The following is a 24057-nucleotide window of genomic DNA, read 5'->3' as shown; positions in this document are numbered from 1 at the left end:
TAGGGGAAGCCGTGAAGCTGGTCTCGTACTGGTTGGACACCGCCAAACCCGCCGGCGACTTCCGCCGCACGGAGCTGCCGGCGCGAGCGGACGTCGTGATCGTGGGCGCCGGCCTCACCGGGCTGTCGACCGCGCTGCACCTGGCACGCGACGGCGCGGACGTGGTGCTGCTGGAGGCCAACACCGTGGGCTGGGGTGCGTCGGGCCGCAACGGCGGCATGGCCACCCCGGGCCTGGCCATCAGCTTCCCCAAGGCGGTCCGCCGCTACGGCGCGGACCGGGCCGTGGCGATGTTCCAGGCGTACAACGACGCCATCGACACGGTCGAGGACGTCGTCGCGACCGAGGGGATCGACTGCTCGTTCGAGCGAACCGGCCGGCTCACGCTGGCGTGCAAGCCGTCCCACTACCGGGGTTTCGAACGGTCGGCCGAGCAGATGCGTTCGCTGGCGGGTCAGGATGTCCAGCTCGTCCCGAGGTCGCGACTGTCCGAAGAGATCGGTAGCCCGTACTACCATGGCGCCATGGTCGACCCGCTGGGCGCGGCCGTCCACGTGGGACAGTTGACCGCCGGCCTGGCCACCGCGGCGGCGGGACGCGGAGTGTCCATCCACGAACAGAGCCGGGTGGTCGAGCTGGTCCGGCGCGACGGGTACTCCCACGACGTGCGGACCGACATGGGGACGATCCGCGCCGGCCAGGTCGTGATGGCCACCAGCGGCTACACGGGCTCGGCGACCCCATGGCTACGCAGGCGCATCGTGCCGATCGGCAGTTTCATCGTGGTCACCGAACCACTCGACCAGGACGTGGTGGCGGAGCTGCTGCCGAAGAGGAGGGTCGCCTCGGACTCGAACCACCTCCTGTACTACTTCCGGATCACCCCGGACAACCGGTTGCTGTTCGGCGGCCGAGCCCGGTTCGCCGTGTCCAACCGGGACTCCGACCTCAAGAGCGGCCGAATCCTGCGCCGCGGCATGGTGAAGGTGTTCCCCCAGCTGGCCGGCGCGGGGATCGACTACTGCTGGGGCGGCCTGGTCGACATGACCCTGGACCAGATGGTCCACGCCGGCGAGCACGACGGCGTCTTCTACTCGGTCGGCTACAGCGGTCACGGCGTGCAGATGGCCACCCACATGGGAAAGGTCATGGCACAGATGCTCGGCGGCGACGCCAGCGCGAACATCTGGCAGGACCTTCGTTTCCGCGCCGTCCCGGGCCACTTCGGCCCACCGTGGTTCCTGCCGCCGGCTGGCGCGTTCTTCAAGTTCCTCGACCGGGTGAGCTGAGGCCCATGTCCCCCATGACCTCGCGAGTCGCGCGTTCGGCCCCGGCGAGTCGCGCGTTCGGCCCCCGCGAGTTGCGTTTTCGGGAACACCCGGGCGGAGGTGGGTGAGTGTTCGTCCTCAAGCGGGTCGGTGTGCTCGCCGTGACGTTGCTCGTGGTGTCGTTCGTGGCGTTCCTGATTCCCTACCTCACCCCCGGCGACCCGGCTCGCAAGATCCTCCGCGCCCGGCTCGGTGACCTCGACGTCGACCCCGCCGCGCTCGAAGCGCTGCGCCACGAGTACGGGCTGGACCGACCGCTGCTGAGCCAGTACTGGGACTGGCTCGGCAACGCGGTCCGCGGCGACTTCGGGCTCTCCTACACCAGCCGCACCCCGGTCATCGACATGATCGGTAGCGCGCTGACCATCACCGCCATGCTCGCGGCCACCGCGCTTCTCATCGCGATCGTCGTGGCCGTTCCGCTCGGCTCGCTCGCGGCCGTGCGGCACGGCAGGCCGACCGACACCGCGATCACCACCGTCACGCAGGGGTTCGTCGCGCTTCCCGAGTACTGGCTGGCGCCGGTGCTGATCCTCGTCTTCGCGCTGCACCTCGGCGCGCTGCCGTCCGCCGGCTGGGCCGGGCCCGCGTCGATGGTGTTGCCGTGCCTCACGCTGGCGCTGCGGCCGATGAGCTACTTCACCCAGGTGACCAGGGCGTCGATGATCGACGTGCTCGCCGCGCCGCACATGACGGCGGCACGCGCTCGCGGTCTGCCGTTCGGTGTCGCCATGCTGCGGCACGGCATCCGCAACGCGCTGCTGCCGGTGATCACGCTGTTCTCGGTCTGGCTCGCCGGGTTGCTCGGCGGCTCGGTGGTGGTCGAGGTGATCTTCTCGATCCCCGGCATGGGCCGGCTCATGTACGAGTCGGTGGTCAACAACGACGTGCCAGCGATCCAGGCGGCCATCGTGTGCCTGGTGGCGCTGGCGGTGCTGATCACCACGGTCACCGACGTCGTCTACCGGCTCGTCAACCCGGCTGTGAGGTCCAGTCATGGTGCTGCTTGAGCGCACGCGGCGAAGGCCGTGGCCGCCGAGCCTGGTGGTCGGCACCGGCCTGTTCGCCGTCATCCTGCTGGTCCTGCTGGTCACGCCATGGGTCATCCCGTTCGACCCGGCCGCGCAGGACCTGGACAACCGGCTCGCCCCGGCCGACGGCACGCATCTGTTCGGCACCGACCACCTCGGCCGGGACGTGCTGAGCCGCCTGCTGGACGGTGGCCGGTTCTCCGTCTCGATCGCCGCGACCACGCTCGCCATCTCGGCGGTGACGGGCACCCTGGTCGGCATCGTGTGCGCCCGCCGGGGTGGCTGGCTGGACGAGCTGGTCACGCGGATGTGCGACGTGCTGCTGGCCTTCCCGGAGATCATCGTCGCGATGTTCCTCGTGGCGATCCTCGGCACCAACTACCTGACGCTGATCCTCGCGCTGGTGATCACCGGGTGGACGCCGTTCGCCCGGCTCGCCCGCGGGGTCACGCTGGAGATCGAGGCCCGCGACTTCGTCGAGGCGGCCAGGACACTGGGCTGCGGGCGGTGGTTCATCGTGTTCCGGCACATCCTGCCGAACGCGCTCGGCCCGCTGCTGGCGCACGCCGCTCTGCGTTTCGGCCACAAGCTGATCACCGTGGGCGCGCTGTCGTATCTTGGTCTCGGCGTACAACCACCGGACGCCGACTGGGGATCAATGCTCGCGGCGGCACAGCCGTACCTCACCCGTGACCCTGGGCTCGTGCTCTACCCCGGTCTGGCGATCTTCCTGACCGCGCTCAGCGTCACGCTGATAGGACAGGGCATCAACGTCCGCCGTAACCGGAGAGCGTGAGACATGAGGACATCGACGAGACGCAAGGACGTGCCCAAACCCACGCTGGCGGCGGTGGTCACCGCGCAGGTGCGGGACCGCATCCTCGACGGCACGTACCCGCCGGGCACGCAGATGAACGAGGTCGAGCTGGCCACGCGGTTCGCCACCAGCCGAGGCCCGGTGCGGGAGGCGTTGCAACGGCTGGTCCAGGACGGGTTGCTGCTGAGCGCGCCGCACAAGGGCATCACGGTCCGCGCGATGACCAGCGAGGACCTCGACGATCTGTACTTCGCCCGCGCAGCACTGGAACGGGCCGCGGTGACACGGCTGACCGAGCGTGGCGCGCCTGCCGCGTTGCTCGCGACGCTGGAGCAGGACGTGCGGCGGATGGCGTTGGCCGTCGACGAGCACCGGTGGGTCGACGTGGCGGTGGCCGACCTGGGTTTCCACAGCCACGTCGTGGACGCGGCCGGCAGCGAACGGCTGTCGGCGATGTACGCGTCGCTCGCCGACCAGACCCGGCTGTGCCTGAACATCATGCTGGGCACCTACAAGGGCCGCACCGAGCTGGTGGACGAGCACGACGAGCTGATGAGGCTGCTGGCGGCGGGTGACCGGGACGCCCTGCTGACCGCCCTCGACCGGCACTTCGGCGACGCGATGACCACCCTGCACCACCACCGCCACGAACACCCCACGGACTGAGAGAAAGGGGGGAGCCATGCTCACCGTCGAGCACCTGACCGTTTCCGCCGGTGACGTCGCCCTGCTCGACGGTGTGTCGCTGACCATCGCCGAGGGCGAGGTGCTCGCGCTCGTCGGCGAGTCCGGCTCCGGCAAGAGCCTCACCGCGATGTCGGTGGTGCGCCTGCTCCCCCGGCCCCTGGTCGTCGACGCCACGACGATGACCCTCGACGGCGTCGACCTGCTCACCGCGTCCGAGCCGACGATGAACACGATCAGAGGCGGCCGCGTCGGCGTCCTGTTCCAGCAGCCCAAACGAATGCTCGACCCCACCGCGACCGTCGGCGCACAGGTCGCCGAACCGCTGCGCCGGTTCCGCGGCATGTCCCGCCATGAGGCCAGGGACGCGGTCGTCGACCTGCTGCGCGACGTCGGCATTCCCGAACCGGCCCGCCGTGCCCGTGCGTACGCGCACCAGCTCTCCGGCGGCATCGCCCAACGCGTCATGCTGGCCGCCGCGCTCGCCGGCCAGCCCCGGCTCCTGATCGCGGACGAGCCGACGACGGCCCTCGACGCGACGGTCGAGGCGCAGATCCTGCGCCTCATCGCGGCGAAGAAGGCCGAGCTGGGCATGTCGGTGCTGTTCATCTCGCACGATCTCGGTGTGGTGGCGTCGATCGCGGACCGGATCGCGGTCATGTACGCCGGCCGGATCGTCGAGCAGGGACCGGTCAGCCAGATCCTGGAAGCCCCGGAACACCCGTACACGCGGGCGCTCATCGCGTGCTCCCTGTTGCGGCAGAACGACTCCGGCGAGCTGTACACGATCTCCGACCGCGATTTGGAGCCCGCATGATCTCCGTCGAGGACGCGGTGAAGCACTTCCCGCTGGCCCGCCGTGGCTTACGCCGGCGCGAGCACGTGCGGTCGGTCGACGGCGTCAGCGCACACGTCGCGCCCGGCGAGGTGCTCGGCCTGGTCGGCGAGTCCGGCTCCGGGAAGAGCACGCTCGCGCGGATCATCCTCGGGCTCGTCCGCCCGACGTCGGGACGGGTCCGGGTCGACGGTCTGGACACCACGTGCCTGACCGGTCCCGGCCGCCGGCAGCTCGCGCGCACGGCGCAGCTGGTGTTCCAGGACCCGCACGCGGCCATGGACCCCCGCATGACACTGGGCGAAAGCCTCACCGCCGTGCTGGCCCAGCACCGGATCGGCACCCGCGAGGAACGTGCCGCGACCGTGTCGTCCGCGCTCGAGGAGGTGGGCCTGGACGGCACGTACCTGGACAAGGTGCCGGGCGAGTGCTCCGGCGGGCAGCTGCAACGGGCGGTGATCGCACGCGCGCTGCTGCTCGCGCCGAAGGTCCTGATCTGCGACGAGCCGACGTCCGCGCTCGACGCCTCCGTGCAGGCCCGCATCCTCAACCTGCTGCGCAGGCTGCGCCGCGAGCACCAGCTCACGATGGTGATGATCTCCCACGACCTGCGGGTGGTGCGGGTCATGGCCGAGCGGGTCGCGGTCATGTACCTGGGGCAGATCGTGGAGACCGCGGCCCGTGACGACCTGTTCACCGGCGCTCGCCATCCGTACACGCTGGCGCTGCTGGACGCCGCGACCCCTCGACGGGTCACGGGCGAACCGGACACGGGCGCCGTGGAGCCACCGTCACCGATCAACCCGCCGGCCGGCTGCCGCTTCCACCCGAGGTGCCCCCTCGCGGCCGACCAGTGCCGGACCGTCATGCCGCCGCTGGTGGAGATCGAGCCGGGGCACGAGGTCCGCTGCCACCGCTGGCGCGAGGTGCCGGTGAGCGTGCAGGTGTGATCGCCGCACCGCCAGCGTGAGCGTCCTTCGCCACACGCTCGGGCCGTGCTGGCCGCGCACCCGGGCCTGCACGGTGTCCCGCTGGTCGATGCCCTGAAGGTGCCCTTCAGGACGTTGAACCCGAATCCACCGATGAAAGTGCTGCCCACGTGCGGTTCTGCGGATCCGGCGGGCGAAGCCCGCTTCGCGGGCGGTGTCCGTGCGATGAAGGACGACGTCGCCAGTGAAGCCCACTGCTGCGAACGGCGCGTTCGTGCCACCGGCGCTGTCTCGAAAGACGCTTTCAGGTCGTTGAACGCCATCAGCGCGTCTTTCGAGGCTTCGGCGATGTCCCGAACGCGTCTTTCAGGTCGCCAGCCAGGCCGCTGTGTCCGGTGCCAGCTTCTGGTCGCGGAGTGGTTCGCTCGCCAGGACGACCCGGTTGTGCACCGGCAGGGTCCAGTCCGTGCTGCCGAGGTTGACCGCGCACAGCAGATCCGGCTCGCGGCGGAACAGCAGTGTCTCGGGTGGCGAGTCGAGCCAGGTCAGGTCGCCGTCGCCGAGGGCCTTGTGGTGGCGGCGGGTCTTGAGGGCGTCGCGGTACAGGGTGAGCATGGAGTCGGGTTTGTCCGTCTGTGCTGCCACGGAAAGGTCCCGCCAGTGCGCGGGTTGCGGCAGCCAGGGCTCGACGCCGCCGGGTGAGAAGCCGAACGGTGACGCGGCGCCCTCCCACGGTAACGGCACCCGGCACCCGTCGCGGCCGCGGACGGTGTGCCCGGACCGGTGCCAGGTGGGGTCCTGCAGCAGTTCGGCCGGCAGGTCCTCCACCTCCTCCAGTCCGAGTTCCTCCCCCTGGTAGAGGTACACACCGCCGGGCAGCGCCAGCATCAGTAGCAGCGCCGCACGGGCCCGGCGGGTGCCGAGTGCCCGGTCGGCCGGCTCCCGCGGCTCGTGCTGTGGACCCGTGCCGCGTGTGTGTGGCCGGCCGTAGCGGGTGACGTGCCTGGTCACGTCGTGGTTGGACAGCACCCAGGTCGCGGGTGCGCCGACCGCCCCGAGCGTGCGGAGGCTCGAGTCGATCACGGCCCGGAACGACGACGCCTGCCACGAGCAGCGCAGGAAGTCGAAGTTGAACGCGGTGTGCAGCTCGTCCGGCCGGACGTAGCGGGCCAGCCGGTCCGGCCGCGCGACCCACGCCTCGGCGACGAAGATCCTGTCCGGACCGTATTCCTGCGCGACGCGCCGCCATTCGCGGTAGATCTCGTGTACGTCGGGGTGGTCCCAGTGCGGGTGGTCGGTGCGGTCCGGTGGTTCGATCAGGTCCTCGTGGTCGGTGCCGAGGTCGGGCAGCCCGTCGGCCTTGACCAGCCCGTGTGCCACGTCGATGCGGAAGCCGTCCACGCCGCGGTCCAGCCAGAACCGCAGGATGTCGGTGAACTCCGTCCGCACCTCGGGGTTCTGCCAGTTCAGGTCGGGTTGCTGCGGCGCGAACAGATGCAGGTACCACTCGCCGTCCGGCAGCTGTGTCCAGGCGGGGCCGCCGAAGACACTGCGCCAGTCGTTGGGCGGTTCACCGGCGGCACGGCCGGGCCGGAACATGTAGCGGTCCCGTTCCGGCGAACCAGGCGCGGCCGCGAGCGCCTCTCCGAACCAGGCGTGCTGGTCGGAGGTGTGGTTGGGCACCAGGTCGATGATCACCCGCAGGTCGTGCTCGTGCGCGTCGGCGATCAGCGCCTCGGCGTCGTCGAGCCCGCCGAACAGCGGGTCGATGGCGCGGTAGTCGGCCACGTCGTAGCCGCCGTCCACCATGGGTGAGCGGTACCAGGGCGTGAGCCAGACGGCGTCGACGCCGAGCGTGCGCAGATAGCCCAGCCTGGACCGGATGCCGGCGAGGTCACCGACCCCGTCACCGGTGCCGTCGCTGAAACTGCGCGGGTAGATCTGGTAGACGACGGCGTCACGCCACCACTGGTGAGGAACGTCCACCCCCTACTACTACCCCGGAGGATCAGCGATCGAAACGGCCGGCCTTGATGTTCTTGACGAACATGGCCACCGGCCCCGCCAGCCGCGGACCCTCCGGCTGCTTGCTGTCCCGAAGAGCGGCCAGGTCATGCCGCACCTCAACGCAGGTGCCGCCCGAGTTGCTCTTGCTCGACTTGCGCCACATGCTCGCATCCCTTCAACAGACCACTCATCAGCCTACGGCTGTCGCCCTGGGACAGGGCAACGTTGTCCAGCCGCTCAAGGGCTGCCAAGTAGGGCGCCACACCGTCGTCGTGGACGTAGAACGCCGCTTCGGTCAGCTCGACATGCACCACGGGGTTGGTTTTCGGGAAGCGCATCAACAACCACGAGTGCGTGAGGAAGACCCGAGGCTGGTGAGCGGGGATGATCCGAACCCGGATCGCTCTGTCCTGAGCGAGCAGAAGGTGCTCCAGTTGGCCACGCAAGGCGTCGGCTCCACCATAGGGAGTGTGGAGCGCGGCCTCGCCGATGTATGCGGTGTAGTCGACAGTCCCGAGAATCTGCTGCCTACGCAGGCGAGCCATCCAACGGGTTTCCAAATCCGTCCGCGGAACACCATCCGACCACATGGCTCCGATTGCCGTCCCATAGGTTTGGAGCAATCCTGGAACAATTGTGACAGATACGTCTACCAATTCGTGTGCGTCGGCCTCATAACTGACGAGGGCACCCACCTCTGCCGGCACTCCGGGCAATGGGCGATCCCACCAACCCGACGACGAGCCGGCCTGCACCTCCGCGACGACCTCCTCCCGCTCGGCGACCGGGATCTGCCACGCCGTAAGGAGAGTAGCCACCTCGTCCGTCGTGATGTGACGCAGTCCCCGCTCGGTGCGACTCAGCTTGCTCGGCGCCCAACCGGCCAACTCCGCCGCGCGTTCGAGGGAAATTCCGGCCCGCTCCGTGCGGATTGCACGCACCTTCGCGCCGATGATCCGATCGCGCGCACGAGGGGCGTTCCTGCTCATCTTCTGTCACCTCTGGCAAGTCATGACGCGATTTCTCGAAGGAGCGTAGCTTCTGGCCGACAACCGTTCGAGAAGGGAGCGACAATTGCACACCAGCCTGAAAGTCAGCTCGTATGTCATCATTCGCGAGGGCTGCCCGATGAAGTTCCGCGTCACCGGGAACGAGGACATCGAGTTCAGTCTCGGCGGCCGGTACGACCCGTTCGAGTTCGTGTTCAACGCGCGGGCGCTGCGGGAGTTCCTCCGGGTCAGCGCGGACGCCCTGCGGGAGGTGGACGCGCTCTCAGTCGGTGAGGCCGAGGCCTAGGTGCTCGACGTGGTAGACCGCCTCGTCCAGCAGTTGCGCCACGTGGTTGTCGTACAGGCTGTAGACGATGCTGCGGCCGTGGCGCGTGCCGGTCACCAGGCCGAGGTTGCGCAGCAGTCGCAACTGGTGGGACACCGCGGACTGCTCCATACCGACGGCCTCCGCGAGTTCCGAGACCGGCAGCGGCCCCTGCCGTAACTGGGTGAGGATCAGCAGTCGACTCGGCGTGGCCAGCGCCTGCAGCGTGGCCGCTACCGTCGCCGCGCTCTCCGCGTCCAGCTTCGCGACCGGCCGGTTCTCGGTCCCGTGACCCATGCCCGCACCCTACCGTGCGCCAGAACACTTGAAGACCTCTTCATATGTTCTGATATGTTCCATGGCATGACGCGCACACGCCTCTTCGCCCTGGCCGAGGTTCGCTGGGCAGCGGCCGCCGTGGTGCTCTTCCTCGTCGGTCTCACGTTGCAACTGCTGGACGCGCCGGCCTGGTCGTGGTGGGCGGCGTACCTCGCCTGCTACGCGGCCGGCGGCTGGGAGCCGGGGCTCGCCGGGCTTGCGGCGCTACGCGAGAAGACCCTCGACGTGGACCTGCTGATGGTCGTCGCCGCCATCGGGGCGGCGGCGATCGGCCAGGTCACCGACGGTGCGCTGCTGATCGTGATCTTCGCGACCTCCGGCGCCCTCGAAGCGTTCGCCACGGCCCGCACCGAGGACTCCGTCCGCGGCCTGCTCGACCTCGCGCCGGACACCGCGACCCGCGTCGGCCCGTCCGGCGAGGAAACCGTGCCGGTGACGGACCTGGCGGTCGGCGACGTCATCCAGGTTCGGCCCGGCGAGCGGATCGGCGCCGACGGCACGGTGATGTCCGGCGCCAGCGAGGTGGACCAGGCCACGATCACCGGCGAGCCGCTGCCCATGGACAGGACGCCCGGCGACGAGGTGTTCGCGGGCACGCTCAACGGCACCGGCGCGCTGCGGGTGCGGGTGGACCGGCTGGCCGGCGAGTCGGTGGTGGCCAGGATCGCCACGCTGGTCGAGCAGGCCACGCAGACCAAGGCGAAGACGCAGCTGTTCATCGAGAAGGTCGAGCAGCGGTACTCGATCGGCATGGTGGCCGCGACGATCGCGTTGTTCGTCCTCCCCCTGCTGTGGGGCGAGGCGCTGCAGGACTCACTGCTGCGGGCGATGACGTTCATGATCGTGGCGTCGCCGTGCGCGGTCGTGCTGGCCACGATGCCGCCCCTGCTCGCCGCGATCGCCAACGCGGGCCGGCACGGCGTCCTCGCCAAGTCGGCGGTGGTGATGGAACAGCTCGGTGCGACGACCCGGGTCGCGTTCGACAAGACCGGCACGCTGACCCGCGGCACCCCCGTCCTGGCCGAGATCCGGCTGCTCGACCCGCGTTTCACCGAGGACGAGCTGCTGCGGCTCGCGGCCTCCGCGGAACGGCAGAGCGAGCACCCGCTGGCCGCGGCCGTCGTGCGCGCCGCCCGGCAACGCGACCTGGACCTGGCCGACGCCGACGAGTTCGCCGCCCATCCCGGCCGCGGCATCACCGCCCGCGTCGACGACCACTACCTCCAGCTGGGCTCGCCGGACGCCTATCTGTCCGAAGTGGACGTGGCCCCGTGGCAGGCGGTCGGTTCGCTGCGTGAGCTGGGCCAGACGGCGGTGGTCGTGCTGTGCGAGCGGACCCCGGTCGCGGTGCTGGGCGTCACGGACGAGGTCCGCACCGAGGCAGGCACGGCCGTGGCCGCGGTGACCCGGCTGACCGGCGCGGCCCCGGTGCTGCTCACCGGCGACAACCACACGGCCGCACACCAGCTGGCCACCGCCGTCGGCATCGGCGAGGTACGCGCCGGCCTGCTCCCGGAGGACAAAGTCGGTGCCGTACAAGAACTCCAGGCCGGCGGCCACCACGTCACGGTGGTGGGCGACGGCATCAACGACGCCCCGGCCCTGGCCGCCGCCCACACCGGCATCGCGATGGGCGGCGCTGGCGCGGACCTGACACTGCACACGGCCGACGCGATCGTCGTGCGCGACGACCTGGCCGCGATCCCCGCGGCCATCGCCCTGTCCCGCCGAGCCCGCCGCGTGGTCACCGCCAACCTGGCCATCGCGGCGACGTTCATCGCGGTGCTGGTGGTGTGGGACCTCGTCGGCCACCTGCCACTCCCCCTCGGCGTCGCGGGCCACGAGGGCTCCACGGTCATCGTGGGCCTCAACGGCCTACGACTGCTCCGAAAGTCCGCGTGGCGCCGCGCCGTCCGCGAAACGTCCTGACCCCGCCGCCCGATCCTCAGATGGCCTGGTAGGCGGTGGTCCAGAAGTCCTGGTGCAGACGTGGGGTGTCCGCGGAGTCCATGGCCGTCTGGGTCAGCAGGACGCCGACCAGGTTCTCGGCCGGGTCGGCGTAGGCGGTCGTGCCGAGGCCGCCGTCCCAGCCGAACTGGCCGACGGACGCCAGGTCACGGCGGTGCGTGCGGACGGCCATGCCGAAGCCGTAGCCACCGTGGCGGCCGAAGTGGTCGCCGAACAGGTCCTTCTCCACCTTCTGCGCCGGGGTCAGGTGGTCCATGGTCATCAGCGCGACGGACGCCCGCGACAGCACCCGCCCGCCCTTGTCGGCGAGCATCCGGAAGAACCTGTGATAGTCATCCACAGTGGACACCAACCCGTCGCCGCCTGCCTGGAACGACGGGGGTTTGCTGTACTTGCCGTCGGTCTTATCCCAGACGGTCAGCTCACCGGTCAGCGGGTCGTGCGCGTAGCTCGGCGGCAGGCGGTGGAGGTTGCCGGCCGGCACGTGGAACCCGGTGTCGACCATGCCGAGCGGTTCGAACAGCCGCTCCCGCAGGAACGCCTCGAACGACTGGCCCGCCGCCCGCGAGACGAGCACCCCGAGCACGTCCGAGCCGACGTGGTACTGCCAGCGCTCCCCCGGCTGGTACATCAGTGGGAGCGTGCCCAACCGGCGCAGCCACTCGTCCTGGTCGAGCGTCGGCCAGTTCGCGGTGCCGTCGCCGACGATGCCCAGCTCCAGCATCGCGGCCTGGATCGGGCATGGCGTGAACACCAGCCCGATCCCGAACGTGAGCGTCAACAGGTCGCGCACGGTGATCGACCGCGCGACCGGCACGGTGTCGTCGAGTTCCGCGTCGATGGTGCGGAGGACGTGTCGGTTGCCCAGCTCGGGCAGCCACGTCTCCACCGGATCGTCCAGCCGTAGCCGGCACTCCTCGACGAGGATCATCACCGCGGCGGCCGTGACCGGCTTGGTGAGCGACGCCATCCGGAAGATTGTGTCCCGGCGCATGGGCGTGTCCCCGTGCGCCCCCAACGCGACGACCTCGACCTCCTCGCCCCGGCCGACCAGCGCGACCAGCCCGGGAACGGTGCCGACCTCGACATGTCTGGCCAGCACGTCCCGCATTCGTCCAGTGGACAGACCTCCGTCGCCCGTCATCGTCCAGTTACCCGTCTTGTCCCAACTCACTGTCTGTGACATGTGATCATCTTTGGCCGCGACGGCAACCCGAACAACGGGAGCTTTCGTATAGTCGTCATAACACAGCGGTTATGGATCAAGGAGCACGGTGGAGCTACGGGACATCGAGATCTTCCTGACGCTGGCCGAGGAGCTCCACTTCAGCAGGACCGCGGCACGGCTGCACGTGTCGCAGGCGAGGGTCAGCCAGGCGATCAAGAAACAGGAACGTGCCGTGGGCGCGCCGCTGTTCGAACGCACCAGCCGCAGCGTCCGGCTGACCGTGGTCGGTGAGCAGCTGCGTGACGAGCTGCTGCCCGCGTACCGCAGCCTGCGCGACGGCATGGCGAAAGCCCGTCTGGCCGCGGAGGGTAAGACCGGCGTGCTGCGGGTGGGCATGCTGCCGAGCAACGCCCACGACCTGCGTCCGTTCTGGGAGGCGTTCCGCGCACGCCATCCCCAGTGGGGCCTGCGCATTCGGCACAACCCGTTCGTCAACGCGTTCGGCCCCCTCCGGGACGGCGACATCGACGTGCTCGTGGCGTGGCTGCCGGTCGAGGAACCCGATCTGACGGCCGGACCAGTTCTGTACACGGAGCACTGCGTCGCCCTGATGTCCCCGGACCACCGCCTGGCCGTCCGCGAGTCGGTGTCGATCGAGGTCTTCGCGGACCACGGCGTCATCGACGGCCCGGCGGGCCCCCAGTACTGGGAGAACGCGTTCACTCCCTTCCAATCTCCGAGCGGCCGTCCGATCGACCGCCTGCCACCCGGCATGGCCAGCCTGGACGACATGTTCACCTACGTCAGCACCGGGGACTTCATCCACAACCTCGGCGCCCACGTCACGCGCTACCACGCCCGCCCGGACATCCTGTACCTCCCGATCCACGACTGGCCCGGCCTGCGCTGGGGCCTGGTGTGGCGCGAGGAGAACGAGATGACCCGCGCACTCGCCCAGGTGGCCCGCGACCTGGGCACCCTGAAGGGCTAGGGCTACCGCCGTGCCAGGCCGAAGATCCTCCGTTCGTCCTCGGTGAGTTGGCGAGTGGTGTGCCCGCGGCTGTCGGCGAGGACGTTCGCGATGGGGCCGCAGGCCGGGCAACGCCAGATCCGCACCGAGCCGTCGCCGTGAGCGGTGACAAAACGGTCTTCACCGAGTGCCGCGACGGACTGCACCGAGGAGCCGAACCCGTCGAGGACCAGCGGTTCGGCAGCACCGTCGGCTTTCCAGATCCTGACCGCGGCGCTGGAGCTGGCGGTGACCAGGTGCCGCCCGTCCTCGCTGAAGGTCATACTCGAGACCCGGCCCTGTTGGCCACGCAGCACGGTTGGCCTGGTGGGGTTGTCGACATCCCAGAGATGGATGGAGTCGCTGTCGCCGGCGGCGGCGAGGCGCGTGCCGTCCTGGCTGAACGTCAGCGTCCAGACTTGCCCCCGGTGCCCGGAGAACACGGCGGGCTCTGCGCGGGTGAGGAGATCCCACATCACGACGGACTCGTCGGAAGCGGCCGCGATGTGGCGCCCGTCCACACTCCAGGCGACGTCGTACAGCTGGCCATGGCTACCGGATGGGAGTTGCAGGGTCGCGGACGGGTCAGCTGAGCCGATCGCCGATATGTCCCATACAGACACGGTGGAATCGGAAGTCGCGACCGCGAGCCGAGTGCCGTCCGGACTGACCGTCACGCTTTCTACGCCCAGGTCCGACGACCGCAACCGAAGTTCCTCGGTGTCCCAGACGAGCACCGCGCCCGCCTCGTCGACGGCGACGAGGTGGCGCCCGCCGGGGCCGAACGCCACCTGGTCGATGATCCGGCCGGTGCCGGTCAGCACAGTTGGCACACCATTCCCATTCGTGTCCCACAGCCGGACGGTGCCGTCTCGACCGCCGCTCGCCACGCGGCGCCCGTCCGGGCTCGGCGCGGCGCGGCCAGCCATCCCGTCGTGGCCACGGAGCACCGTCGACTGCTCGACCTCGTCGACATCCCACACCTTCGCCGTGCCGTCGCCGCCGGCGCTCACCACGGCCTTTCCGTCCGGGCTGAACACGGCAGCCGCAACCCCGTTCCGGTGTCCCCGCAGCACGACCGGTGCACCGCGACGGTCCGCGTTCCAGATCCGCACGGTGCCGTCGTTGCCACCGCTGACGATCGAATGACCGTCAGCGCTGTAGGCCACGGTTTGCGCGACGTTGTCGTGGTTGCCGAGCACGACCGACGTCCGGCCCGCGGGATCCCAGACCTCGATCGCGCCTTCGGCACCCGCGGTGGCGATGTGACCGCCATCCGGGCTGAAGGCCACGTCCAGGAACTCGCTTTCCTGGCCCTGCAGCACGAGAGGACTCCCGCCGCCCGCGAGGTCCCAGATCCGGAGGGTGCCGTCCTCTCCTCCGCTGGCCAGCAGCCGGCCGTCCGGACTGAACGCCACTCCGTAGACCCCGCCGTCGTGGCCGGGGAACACTTGCGATGGCGCTCCTCCCGCAACCTCCCAGACCCGGACGGTGCCGTCCTCACCGCCGCTGGCCATGCGCTGCCCGTCCGGGCTGAACACCACGCACCACAGGTCGTCCCCGCGCCCTCGCACGTACGCCGGCCGGGCACCGCCAGCCCAACCCCGCGCCGACAGCACACCGTTGGGCGTGGCCACCGCGAAGTGGTCACCATCCGGGCTGAGGGCGAGGCTCCGTGGATAGTCGTAGGGGCCGCGCAACACTCGCGACGGCGACGGAGCCACACGGCCACCGTTCCAGTCCCACAGCTGGAACAAACCGAAGGCATTGCTCGTGAGCAGGTGCTTCCCGTCGGGAGTGAACACGACGCCGGTGACCGAGTCCTGGTACTCGATCGAGTCACGAGGATGCGCGGGCAGCGTGGTGCGGAGGCGCGAGTCGGCGGCGGCCTGGCGCAGCATGGCTTCGGTGTTCTCGTTCGGCGACTGGGTGAACGCCTCGCGAGCCAGTAGCAGCGCGAGTTCCGGGTCAACCTGGAGTTGGGCGCGTGCGTCGGCGATCAGTTGACGGTTCTGTGCGAGTGCCCGCTCGTCCTCGGCACGGCCAGCCATCAGCAGGGCGATCACCGCGAGGACGATGACGGCGGCGGTCGTCGTACCGAGACCGCCGATCGTCCACCGGATCCGGCGGCGGCGCAGGCGATGTTCGCGGCTCTCGGCGCCGATGCTGGCGGCGAGGAACGCGCGTTCGGCGTCGTTGAGACGGTCGGGTGAGCGGTCCCGCCATCCTGCCAGGCGTGCGCCGCGGTACAACAGGCTGTCGTCGTGGTCGTGGCGGGTCCATTCGGCGGCCGCCTCGGTCAGCCTTCTGTGTGCCAGCACCGTCTCCCGGTCCTCCGCCAGCCATGATCTCAGCGTGGGCCACGACCGGATCAGCGCCTCGTGCGCCACCTCGACCGTGTCGGCTCCCACGGTCACCAGGCGTGCCGCCGCCAGCCTGCTCAGCACGGCGACAATCGCGTCCCGGTCGGGGCTGTCCAGCAACTCTTCGTGGGATACCCGGCGGCCGGTGTCCTCGGTGCCCTCGCCCAGCGCGGTCAACCGCAACAAGATCTCCCTGGCGATTCCTTGCTTCCGCTCGTCGAGGTCGTCGTACACGCGGTCCGCGGTCTGGGCGACCGCGCCGTCCAGCCCACCGGCCGCTGTGTATCCGGCCAGGAAGAGACCGTTGCCGTGCCGGCGGCGCCAGGTCTCCCACAACGCGTGCGACACGAACGGCAGGGCGCCCGGCCGTTCGGCCGCGTCGTTCACGACTCTGACGACCAGCGCCTTTTCCACCATCAGACCGGCCCGGGCCGCCGGTTGCGTGATAGCTTCGACCAGTTCGTCGGTGCTCATGGGCCCGATCAACACCTGTGCGTCCTGCAGCGCCGCCACCAGCCTCGCGTGCCGTGCGCAGTGGGCGTAGAAATCGGCCCGCAGGCCCACGACGACGCGGACACGGTTGTCCGGAGACTCGGCCGCATCGAGCAGGGCGTCGATGAACCGATCGCGCTCGTGCGAGTCCTGGCAGAGGGTGAACAACTCCTCGAACTGGTCCACGATCAACAGGAAGTCGGCGCCGTCTGGCCGGTTCGCCACGAGTTGGCGCACCGCGAGACCGAGATGCTGCGGACCTTCGGCGAACTCAGCCGCCAACCGCCCAGCGGTGGTCCCCAACCGCGTACTGAGCCGGATCGCGCATTCCTGCAACGGATGCGCTCCCGGCGTGACCACCAACGTCGACGTTCGGTCGTTCTTCGCGGCCATCGCGGGCAGCAGCCCGGCCCGCAACACTGAGGACTTACCCGCCCCGGACGCCCCCACCACTGCCACGAACCGCTGTCGTGCCACGCGATCCACCAGCGTGGCCACGAGCTGTTCCCGGCCGCGGAACCATTCCGCGTCATCCGGACCGTACGCCGCCAACCCCACATACGGTCCCCGCTCGGCCGACTCCCGCACGTCGCCGAGAGGGGGATGGAGCTCCGCGGCCGTGGCACGCCACCGCTCTTCCCATTCCGACACGTCGCCGCCACACGCCCGCACGTACGCGAGCGTCACCGGCAGCGATGGAAAACTCACACCACGCGCGGCCTGCGCCAGTGTCGTCGGCGAATAATGCGCGTGCCGCGCCAGCTCCCGGTACCCCGGACCACCTGCCGACCGCCGCATTTCCCGCAAACGCACGGCGAATTGAGCGACGGGCCCATCCGCCGGGTCCACGGGCTGCTCCGGACGCGGCATCCCTGTCACCTCCCAGTTCCTCGACCGAACATCACCGTCCCATCGAAAGAGGTTGTCCGCCACCAACCTCCCGACACCGGACAACGGCTTACCTGAAGTTCCTCACGAACCTGGGCATTCGTGAAATCGTGAACGCTAACGCGCCGGTTTACGGGCCTCGATCAGCCAGGACGCCGAGCCCAGCCGTACACCTCCGGGTGTCTGGTGGCGGGCCATGCTGTCGTGGAGGGCGTAGCGCGCGCGGGCCTTCAGTTCCGGGTCGAGGCCGTTGAGGGTGCGGGCGTACTGGCCGGTGAGGAAACGGCACGCGTCGTCGGCGTCGGAGCCGAAGTACATCCAGGCTTCGACGGAGGAGACGCGTACGTCGGTGAAGCCGGCTCGGGTCAGCACCGCGAACACGTCGTCGGGATCCTCCAGGGAACCGGGCGGCTGTGGTGGCAGTGCGGGCGCTTCCCGGCCGGCGGACAGCGCGTCGCGGATGACCAAGCGCCACTCGTTGCGCGCCAACGGCTGCCAGGACAGCAGCGCCATGCGGCCGTCGGGGCGTAGGGCGCGGGCGATGTTGGTGAACGCGACATGCGGATCGCCGAAGAACATGGCGCCGTGCCGGCTGATCGCGACGTCGTAGCGCCCGACGGAGAAGGGATGTACCTGCGCGTCACCGTGCCTGAACATCGCGTTCCAGAGGTGCTCGTGCGCGGCCTCGCGCCGGGCGACACCGATCATGGCCCTGGAGAGGTCCACTCCGAGCGCGAGTTTGCCTCTTTGGGCGGCGAGGCGGGTCATCACGCCTGTTCCACACCCGATGTCGAGGACGGCGTGGGTCGGTTCGATCGCGGCCGCGTCCAGGAGCGGACGACAGTAGTCGTTGGCGCTCATGTCGAAACGTGCGGCACGCTTCGCCCAGTACGCGCCTTCCTCGCCGTCCCAGTAGCGAAACTGCGCGGCGTTCGACGGGTCGACCCGCATGGCGACACACCCCCAGATACCGTGCGTCTCCATCCAGGGTACTGCCTCTGCCCGCGTGGGCAGAGGCAGTCGTCAACTCACCGCACCCTGGTGAAATGGAACGGGCAGTGCGTGCCGCCCGTGCCGATCGTGGTTTCCCTGTCGAAGCGGAAACCGTGGCGGGCCGGGTCGATCACGTCGATCCAGTTGCGGTCGAAGGCGCACAGGGCCGGCGTGAGTTCCGCCATTCCGTTGGCCACCAGCACATCGTGGTAGTGGCAACGATGAACGTCCTGGTGGAAGCGCTCACCGTCGTCGACGGCGTGCCGGAACTCGAAGCCCGCGCCGAACGACTCGGTTTCGCGGGACTTCGCCATCTCGACCATCGCCTGGTACGGGTCGGGCGCGTGGTCGAGCATGGCCCGCGTCGCCGCACGGACGAACGGGGCCAGCGGCTCGACCAGCGCCGCCTCGACGGCCGCCATGGCCCTGGCCTGCCCAAGGGACGGACGCAGCAGCTCGTACGCGGCCGCCACCACCAGCGTCAGGCGTAGGCTGTGGCGCGCGAGGTCGTCCACGACCAGGTGCTGGTTGGCGGCCACGAGCTTCTCGTGCCGGGCCTGGATGTCGGCGCGTCGGGACGCGGAAACGTCCAGGTGTTCCAGGAAGGCCTCGACCAGTGCGGCGGTCTCCGCCTCGGGGTCGGGTACATAGTGGTCGGTGGTCATGACGTGCTTTCCTTTCTGGCATGACTAAGCACGCCAGCGCACACCACCGACCTACCAGGCGCTGACAAAACGGTCAGTTACAAGGTCACAGCCTACGCGCCGGCGCGGAACGCACGCAGGGAGGGCAGAGCGTTGCCCGACCAGTCGAACATCGTCAGGTTGTCGTTCGGGTTGCCCTCGCCAGGGGCCCAGCCAACGCCGGGCAGCCAACCTGGCTCCCAGTCGAAGAAACCGGCGCCCCGCCCGCCCGGCACGGCCGCAAGCACGTTACGTATCTCCTCGAAGAACGCCGCCTGCCCGGCCTGCGTCGCGGGGAAGCGGGCGCCGTCCGGGAGCTGGCTCGGCGTCGTGATGAAGTTGCCGAGGCTGTCGCCGTTGTTGAGCGTCCACGGATACGACGTCTCCACCACGACCAGATCCTTGCGGTAGCGGTTGGACAGGTCGTTCAGGTTGCCGCGCAAGGCGGACAACGCACCGTGCCAGAACGGGTAGTACGACAGCCCGATCACGTCGAACTGCACACCCTGTGCCAGCACGTGGTCGTAGAAGTACCGGGCGCCGCCGTTGTCGCCGCCGCGGTCGACGTGGACCATGATCGAGGGGGCGCCGGCTTCCCGCGCACCCGCGATACCCGCCTTCAACAACGTCGTGAACTCCGCCCAGTGCTCGCCGTCGGAACGGTAGATCTCCCCCAGCGGGAACAGCATTCCGCTCGTGATCTCGTTGCCCACCTGCACCATGGACACCGGGGTGCCCTGCCGGGCGAACGCGGCGACCACGTCGCGGGTGTAGTTGCGCACGGTCGTCGCGAGCGTGGAGAGGTTCTGCCCTGCCCACGCCGCCGGGGTCGGCTGCTTGCCCGGGTCCGCCCAGAAGTCCGCGTAGTGCGGGTTGAGCAGGATCCGCATGCCGGCCTGCTGGGCCCGGCGTCCCAGCGTCAGCGCGGAGGACAGCGTGCTGTAGCCGGAGGGCGGCGCCGTCCACACCCGCAGCCGCACGTAGTTCGCACCGCGGCCGGTGAGGATGCGTTCGATCGGCGCCGTGGTGCCGCCGTCGCGGTAGACCTTGCCGATCGCCTCCTCCTGCAAGGTGAAGGATATGTCGCCACCCCGGATTCGCGGCCCGGTGGCGGCGGACGCCGGTGGTACGACGAGGGAACTGAACGCGGCCGCCAGTGGGGCGGCCAGAATGGTACGCCTGCGCATCGTCACTCCTTTGTGGACTACGCGGACTCTCGGATCACCAACTCCGTGGGGAGGATCATCGCCGCTGGCTCCTCTCCGTCGACGAGCCGCAGCAGCAACCGCACCATCTCCGTGCTGATCCGGGCCCACGGCTGGCGGATCGTGGTCAGCGGCGGGTGGCAGGCCGCCGCGATTCGTGAGTCGTCGAAACCGGCCACCGCGACGTCCTCTGGCACCCGGCGGCCGGCCCGGCGCAGCGCGGCGAGTGCGCCCGCGGCCATCAGGTCCGACGCCACGAACACCGCGTCGACGTCGGGGACCCGCGCCAGGAGCCGCGTCATCGCCGCCTCACCGCTCGTCTGCGTGTAGTCGCCACGCACGATCATGGCGTCGTCGACGTCCACCAGCACGTCGCGGTACCCGGCGAGGCGGTCGACGCCGCCCGGGGTGTCCGGCGGACCGGTGACCATGCCGATCCGGCGGTAACCCTTGGCACGCAGGTACGTCACCATCTGCCGGGCGCCGTCCCGGTCGTCGGCGGCCACATAGGACACGTCACGTTCGTGCCCCAGTGGCCGGCCGCACGCGACCACCGGTACGTCGGACAGCTCCTCGACCAACGGGTTGCCGGTGTGTGTGGACACCAGCAGCACGCCGTCGACGTGTCCCGCGGTGACGAACCGGCTCACCCGCTTGCGCTCCTCCGGCGTGCCGGCGAGCGTGAGCAGGACGGTGATGTCCTTGTCCGCCAACGCCTGCGTGCAGCCACGCAGCAGGATGTGGAAGTTCGGGTCCTCGAACAGGCGGTCCTGCGGCTCGGACAACACGAACGCAACGGACATCGACCGTTGCGTGGCAAGGCTTCGCGCGTGCGGGTTCACCACGTAACCGATCTGCCGGATCGCCTTGTTGATGGCCGACAGTGCCGGCCCGCTGACGTTCCTGCCGCCGTTGAGGGCGCGGGACACGGTGCCCCGCGACACTCCGGCCGCGGTGGCCACGTCGTCCATGGTGGGACGTCTGCGCCTGTGCACGTTCATCCCTTCACCGCTCCCGTCATCAGGTCGATCCGCCAGTACCGCTGCAGGGTGAGGAACAACGCGACGAGCGGCAGCACCGACAGCAGCGCGCCAGTGATCACCAGGTTGTACAGCGCGGGCTGTGCGTTGCCCTGCTTCAGCATCGTGACCAGGCCGACGGTCAGCGGGAACGTCCGGTCGTCGCCGAGCATGATGTACGGCAGGAGGAAGTTGTTCCAGATGGCCACGAACTGGAACAGGAACACGGTCACCAAGCCCGGCACCATCATCGGCAGCCCGACCGTCAGGAAGATCCTGAACTCGCCCGCGCCGTCGGTGCGCGCCACCTCGAGCACCGAGTCCGGCACGGCCGCCGCCGCGTACACCCGCGCGAGATAGATCCCGAACGGACTGACGATGCTCGGCAGCAGCACGGAGAGATAGGTGTCGGCGAGCCCGAGTCTCGCGAGCAACAGGTACTGCGGCACGGCCAGCACGACGCCCGGCACGAGGATCCCCGCCAGCAGCACGTTGAAGACCAGTGCCCGCCCGGGGAAGGTGTACTTCGCCAGCGTGTAGCCGGTGATGCCGGACAGTGCCGCGGACAGCGCGGCCCCGACGCCCGCGTAGAGCGCGGTGTTGGCGACCCACTGCCAGAACAGGCCGTCCCGGAAACCGGAGAGCCGCGCGATGTTGTCGATCAGCGCGCCGCCAGGGACCAACGTCGAGGTGCTGAACAGGTCCGAACTGCTCTTGGTCGCCGCGATCACGACCCACGCCACCGGCAGCAGGCAGTACGCCGCGCCGATCAGCAGTACCACGGTGGCAAGGCGACCGGGGCGCGTCACCGTTCCTCCCCGGTGAAGCCCCACTTCGCGATCACACGAAGGAAAGCCAGCGACAGCGTCAGTGTGGCCGCCGCGATCACGATCGAGCCCGCGGCGGCCGAGTGGATGTCGCCGCGGACGAACGCGTCACTGTAGATCTTCATCAGCGGCGTCCACGTGGACGGCATCGCATTGGTCAGTGGCTGGAGCGTGGTCGGCTCCGTGTAGACCTGAAGGGTGGCGATCACCGTGAAGATGCCGGTCATCACCAGGGCCGGCATCACCAGCGGTGTCTTGATCCGCAGCGCGATCTGGCGTTCGCTGGCGCCGTCCAGCCGCGCCGACTCGTAGATCTCGGCCGGGATCGCCCGCAGCGCGGTCAGGATCACCACCATGTTGAACCCGACACCGCCCCACAGCCCGATGTTGAGCACGGCGAACAGCAGTCCGGGCCCGAGCAGGCCGTCCGGCACGGGTAGCGGCGTGAGCGCCGGGAGGTAGAGGAACCCCCACAGCACGCTCGCCACCACACCGGGCACGGCATAGGGCAGGAAGATCGACAGCCGGCTGAACCGGGCGAGCCGCACGCGAGGCCGGTCCAGCAGCAACGCGAACAGCAGCGCGAGCCCGATCATCGTGGGCACCAGGAGCACGCCGTAGCCAAGCACCCGCAGTGTGCCACGCCAGAACTCCGGGTGTGACAAGGCTTCGGAGTAGGTGCTCAGGCCGGCGAACACCTCGGTGCGCGCGCCACTGCCGAGCCCGATCCCGCTGACCTTCGTCCGGTGCAGGCTCAGGTAGACGGTGTAGCCGATCGGCACCAGCACGAGCAGCGTGAACAACACGATCGCGGGGGTGAGGAAGACGTACGGCACCGCCCGCCGGCCGGGTTGCCGCACTATTCCTTCACCTTGAAGCCGGTGTCCCGCATGTCGTCCACAGTGGAGTCGTGCATCTCCTCGACGGCGTCGGAGAACGGGGTCCGGTCGGTGACGGCTTTGCCGAAGGCGTCCTTGTACGCCTGGTAGGTGACGTTCACGTTCGGGCCCCAGGTCCAGCCGACCGCGTTGTCGGCGATCGCCTTGGCCTCGGCGTAGAAGTCGGCCTGGTTGGGCATGAACGCCGGTGGCGCGGAGAGCCCGGGGCCGGACTGCGCGTCGCGGGCGGCCGGGTAGAGCGCGCCCTCGGTGACGAGTGCCTCGGTCGCCTCCGGGCCGGTGTTGAGCCAGATCGCGAACCTCGCGGCCGCCTCGACGTGCTCGGAACCGGCCGACACGGCGGTCGACGACCCGCCCCAGTTGCCGGTGCGGTTCTCGCCGGCCGTCCACTGCGGCAGGGGCGCCATGGCCCATTTGCCCTGAGTGTCCGCGGCGACGTTGCCGAGCACACCCGGCGCCCAGATGGCACTCGGCCACGCGAGCAAGGTGCCGTCGCCCAGCGCCTTGTTCCACTCCGGGGTGTACATCGGCTGGTCGTCGACGGCGCCTTCGGCGACGAGCCCGCCCCAGAAGTCGGCCATCTTCCTGGTCGGTTCGTCGTTGATGCCGACCGTCCAGGTGTCGCCGTCGATGCTCCACCACTCGGCGCCCGCCTGCTGCGCCAGCCCGGCGAACCAGCCGGGATCGTTGGCGGAGAACGTGGTCAGGTAGCTGGTCGTGGTCTTCGTCCGCAGCGTCCTGGCCGTCTGCGCGAACTCGTCCCAGGTCGTCGGCACGGTCAGGCCGTACTGGGCGAACAGGTCCGCGCGGTAGTACAGCATCATGGGCCCGCTGTCCTGCGGGATCGCGTATACGCCTTCGGTGCCGAGCGTGACCTGCTGCCACACGCCGTCGACGAACGCGTCCTTCGCGTCGCCGGCGTACTCGGCGAGGTCGGCGGTGGCGTCGTTGCTGACGAAGGTCGGCAGTGCCTGGTACTCGGCCTGGAACAGGTCCGGCGCGTTGCCGGTCTTGGCAGCGGTCAGCACCTTGGTCACCAGCTCGTCACTCTGCGACTGCCGGCTGACCGTGACGTGGACGTCCGGGTTGCTCGCGTTCCACTTCTCGACGACCTTCTCGATGTTGGTCGCCCAGGTCCAGAACGTGAGCTCGATCCGGTCGCCGGAATCCCCCGAACCGCCGGAACAACCGGCGACAAGGGCGGTGACCAGGCCTAAACCGGCAAGCAGGGAACGCATCACACGGCCTCGTTTCGCGTC

22 protein-coding genes are annotated in these 24057 nt (G+C 69.6%); 9 read left to right on the top strand and 13 right to left on the bottom strand.

Annotated elements, in window-relative coordinates:
* The first annotated feature begins 11 nt into the window (after positions 1–11).
* The 6 genes from VF106_RS23240 to VF106_RS23215 all read left to right on the top strand — a co-directional run bounded on the left by VF106_RS23240 (position 12) and on the right by VF106_RS23215 (position 5645).
* Complete coding sequence (locus VF106_RS23240; protein WP_330841913.1) at positions 12–1289, top strand: NAD(P)/FAD-dependent oxidoreductase; 1278 nt, start codon at positions 12–14, stop codon at positions 1287–1289.
* 107 nt (positions 1290–1396) lie between these two features.
* Positions 1397–2338 carry an ABC transporter permease gene (locus VF106_RS23235; protein ID WP_330841912.1) on the top strand — a complete coding sequence of 314 codons (942 nt, stop codon included), beginning with the start codon at positions 1397–1399 and terminating at the stop codon, positions 2336–2338.
* Positions 2325–3155, top strand: a complete 831-nt coding sequence (locus VF106_RS23230) for an ABC transporter permease (protein WP_330841911.1) — start codon at positions 2325–2327, stop codon at positions 3153–3155. The genes VF106_RS23235 and VF106_RS23230 overlap by 14 nt, the downstream gene beginning before the upstream one ends.
* A 3-nt stretch (positions 3156–3158) precedes the next feature.
* Complete coding sequence (locus tag VF106_RS23225) at positions 3159–3842, top strand: GntR family transcriptional regulator (RefSeq protein ID WP_330841910.1); 684 nt, start codon at positions 3159–3161, stop codon at positions 3840–3842.
* 16 nt (positions 3843–3858) lie between these two features.
* Complete coding sequence (locus VF106_RS23220; protein WP_330841909.1) at positions 3859–4677, top strand: ABC transporter ATP-binding protein; 819 nt, start codon at positions 3859–3861, stop codon at positions 4675–4677.
* On the top strand, positions 4674–5645 hold the full coding sequence (locus tag VF106_RS23215; RefSeq protein WP_330841908.1) for an oligopeptide/dipeptide ABC transporter ATP-binding protein: 972 nt from the start codon (positions 4674–4676) through the stop codon (positions 5643–5645). Before VF106_RS23220 ends, VF106_RS23215 begins: the two co-directional genes overlap by 4 nt.
* A 345-nt stretch (positions 5646–5990) precedes the next feature.
* Here VF106_RS23215 and VF106_RS23210 read toward each other — a convergent pair whose 3' ends face one another.
* The 3 genes from VF106_RS23210 to VF106_RS23200 are packed head-to-tail and all read right to left on the bottom strand — an operon-like array spanning position 5991 to position 8620.
* The gene (locus tag VF106_RS23210) at positions 5991–7610 is read right to left on the bottom strand and encodes a glycoside hydrolase family 13 protein (protein WP_330841907.1); all 1620 of its coding nucleotides are present in this window, start codon (positions 7608–7610) and stop codon (positions 5991–5993) included.
* 22 nt (positions 7611–7632) lie between these two features.
* Positions 7633–7794: a DUF397 domain-containing protein gene (locus tag VF106_RS23205; protein ID WP_330841906.1), complete on the bottom strand. Its 162-nt coding sequence runs from the start codon at positions 7792–7794 to the stop codon at positions 7633–7635.
* Positions 7748–8620: a helix-turn-helix domain-containing protein gene (locus VF106_RS23200; protein WP_330841905.1), complete on the bottom strand. Its 873-nt coding sequence runs from the start codon at positions 8618–8620 to the stop codon at positions 7748–7750. Before VF106_RS23200 ends, VF106_RS23205 begins: the two co-directional genes overlap by 47 nt.
* A 139-nt stretch (positions 8621–8759) precedes the next feature.
* Here VF106_RS23200 and VF106_RS23195 point away from each other — a divergent pair, with 139 nt between their 5' ends.
* On the top strand, positions 8760–8927 hold the full coding sequence (locus VF106_RS23195; RefSeq protein ID WP_330841904.1) for a hypothetical protein: 168 nt from the start codon (positions 8760–8762) through the stop codon (positions 8925–8927).
* On the opposite strand, the gene VF106_RS23190 is transcribed toward VF106_RS23195, so the two are convergent.
* Positions 8904–9242, bottom strand: a complete 339-nt coding sequence (locus tag VF106_RS23190) for an ArsR/SmtB family transcription factor (RefSeq protein WP_330841903.1) — start codon at positions 9240–9242, stop codon at positions 8904–8906. The genes VF106_RS23195 and VF106_RS23190 overlap by 24 nt on opposite strands.
* 66 nt (positions 9243–9308) lie before the next feature.
* Between VF106_RS23190 and VF106_RS23185 the strand changes: the two genes are divergently transcribed.
* Positions 9309–11213 carry a heavy metal translocating P-type ATPase gene (locus VF106_RS23185; protein ID WP_330841902.1) on the top strand — a complete coding sequence of 635 codons (1905 nt, stop codon included), beginning with the start codon at positions 9309–9311 and terminating at the stop codon, positions 11211–11213.
* A 16-nt stretch (positions 11214–11229) separates the two neighbouring features.
* Here the strand turns inward: VF106_RS23185 and VF106_RS23180 are convergent, their stop codons facing one another.
* On the bottom strand, positions 11230–12438 hold the full coding sequence (locus VF106_RS23180) for a serine hydrolase domain-containing protein (RefSeq protein ID WP_330841901.1): 1209 nt from the start codon (positions 12436–12438) through the stop codon (positions 11230–11232).
* Positions 12439–12526: 88 nt separating this feature from the next.
* On the opposite strand from VF106_RS23180, the gene VF106_RS23175 reads away from it, so the two are divergent.
* Positions 12527–13411: a LysR family transcriptional regulator gene (locus tag VF106_RS23175; RefSeq protein WP_330841900.1), complete on the top strand. Its 885-nt coding sequence runs from the start codon at positions 12527–12529 to the stop codon at positions 13409–13411.
* Between the two features lie 2 nt (positions 13412–13413).
* On the opposite strand, the gene VF106_RS23170 is transcribed toward VF106_RS23175, so the two are convergent.
* The 8 genes from VF106_RS23170 to VF106_RS23135 all read right to left on the bottom strand — a co-directional run bounded on the left by VF106_RS23170 (position 13414) and on the right by VF106_RS23135 (position 24036).
* The gene (locus VF106_RS23170) at positions 13414–17082 is read right to left on the bottom strand and encodes an nSTAND1 domain-containing NTPase (RefSeq protein WP_330841899.1); all 3669 of its coding nucleotides are present in this window, start codon (positions 17080–17082) and stop codon (positions 13414–13416) included.
* A 207-nt stretch (positions 17083–17289) separates the two neighbouring features.
* Positions 17290–18156 (bottom strand): class I SAM-dependent methyltransferase, encoded by an 867-nt coding sequence (locus tag VF106_RS23165; RefSeq protein ID WP_330841898.1) that lies wholly within the window; start codon positions 18154–18156, stop codon positions 17290–17292.
* Positions 18157–18200: 44 nt separating this feature from the next.
* Positions 18201–18830 (bottom strand): L-2-amino-thiazoline-4-carboxylic acid hydrolase, encoded by a 630-nt coding sequence (locus VF106_RS23160; protein ID WP_330841897.1) that lies wholly within the window; start codon positions 18828–18830, stop codon positions 18201–18203.
* 92 nt (positions 18831–18922) lie between these two features.
* On the bottom strand, positions 18923–20035 hold the full coding sequence (locus VF106_RS23155; RefSeq protein ID WP_330841896.1) for a glycoside hydrolase family 53 protein: 1113 nt from the start codon (positions 20033–20035) through the stop codon (positions 18923–18925).
* 17 nt (positions 20036–20052) lie between these two features.
* Positions 20053–21054, bottom strand: a complete 1002-nt coding sequence (locus VF106_RS23150) for a LacI family DNA-binding transcriptional regulator (RefSeq protein ID WP_330841895.1) — start codon at positions 21052–21054, stop codon at positions 20053–20055.
* Positions 21051–21881 carry a carbohydrate ABC transporter permease gene (locus VF106_RS23145; protein ID WP_330841894.1) on the bottom strand — a complete coding sequence of 277 codons (831 nt, stop codon included), beginning with the start codon at positions 21879–21881 and terminating at the stop codon, positions 21051–21053. Before VF106_RS23145 ends, VF106_RS23150 begins: the two co-directional genes overlap by 4 nt.
* Positions 21878–22759 (bottom strand): carbohydrate ABC transporter permease, encoded by an 882-nt coding sequence (locus VF106_RS23140; protein WP_330841893.1) that lies wholly within the window; start codon positions 22757–22759, stop codon positions 21878–21880. Before VF106_RS23140 ends, VF106_RS23145 begins: the two co-directional genes overlap by 4 nt.
* The gene (locus tag VF106_RS23135; protein WP_330841892.1) at positions 22759–24036 is read right to left on the bottom strand and encodes an extracellular solute-binding protein; all 1278 of its coding nucleotides are present in this window, start codon (positions 24034–24036) and stop codon (positions 22759–22761) included. The genes VF106_RS23140 and VF106_RS23135 overlap by 1 nt, the downstream gene beginning before the upstream one ends.
* Positions 24037–24057: the final 21 nt, after the last annotated feature.

Source organism: Actinophytocola sp. (assembly GCF_036378875.1).
Lineage (GTDB): Bacteria > Actinomycetota > Actinomycetes > Mycobacteriales > Pseudonocardiaceae > Actinophytocola.
This window is presented reverse-complemented; position numbering and strand designations above follow the sequence as displayed.

Coding starts and splice junctions, on each gene's coding strand:
- VF106_RS23230 (WP_330841911.1), top strand. CDS start 2,325: ATGGTGCTGCTTGAGCGCACGCGGCGAAGGCCGTGGCCGCCGAGCCTG.
- VF106_RS23225 (WP_330841910.1), top strand. CDS start 3,159: ATGAGGACATCGACGAGACGCAAGGACGTGCCCAAACCCACGCTGGCG.
- VF106_RS23220 (WP_330841909.1), top strand. CDS start 3,859: ATGCTCACCGTCGAGCACCTGACCGTTTCCGCCGGTGACGTCGCCCTG.
- VF106_RS23215 (WP_330841908.1), top strand. CDS start 4,674: ATGATCTCCGTCGAGGACGCGGTGAAGCACTTCCCGCTGGCCCGCCGT.
- VF106_RS23205 (WP_330841906.1), bottom strand. CDS start 7,794: ATGTGGCGCAAGTCGAGCAAGAGCAACTCGGGCGGCACCTGCGTTGAG.
- VF106_RS23200 (WP_330841905.1), bottom strand. CDS start 8,620: ATGAGCAGGAACGCCCCTCGTGCGCGCGATCGGATCATCGGCGCGAAG.
- VF106_RS23195 (WP_330841904.1), top strand. CDS start 8,760: ATGAAGTTCCGCGTCACCGGGAACGAGGACATCGAGTTCAGTCTCGGC.
- VF106_RS23190 (WP_330841903.1), bottom strand. CDS start 9,242: ATGGGTCACGGGACCGAGAACCGGCCGGTCGCGAAGCTGGACGCGGAG.
- VF106_RS23185 (WP_330841902.1), top strand. CDS start 9,309: ATGACGCGCACACGCCTCTTCGCCCTGGCCGAGGTTCGCTGGGCAGCG.
- VF106_RS23180 (WP_330841901.1), bottom strand. CDS start 12,438: ATGTCACAGACAGTGAGTTGGGACAAGACGGGTAACTGGACGATGACG.
- VF106_RS23170 (WP_330841899.1), bottom strand. CDS start 17,082: ATGCGGCGGTCGGCAGGTGGTCCGGGGTACCGGGAGCTGGCGCGGCAC.
- VF106_RS23165 (WP_330841898.1), bottom strand. CDS start 18,156: ATGGAGACGCACGGTATCTGGGGGTGTGTCGCCATGCGGGTCGACCCG.
- VF106_RS23160 (WP_330841897.1), bottom strand. CDS start 18,830: ATGACCACCGACCACTATGTACCCGACCCCGAGGCGGAGACCGCCGCA.
- VF106_RS23155 (WP_330841896.1), bottom strand. CDS start 20,035: ATGCGCAGGCGTACCATTCTGGCCGCCCCACTGGCGGCCGCGTTCAGT.
- VF106_RS23150 (WP_330841895.1), bottom strand. CDS start 21,054: ATGAACGTGCACAGGCGCAGACGTCCCACCATGGACGACGTGGCCACC.
- VF106_RS23135 (WP_330841892.1), bottom strand. CDS start 24,036: ATGCGTTCCCTGCTTGCCGGTTTAGGCCTGGTCACCGCCCTTGTCGCC.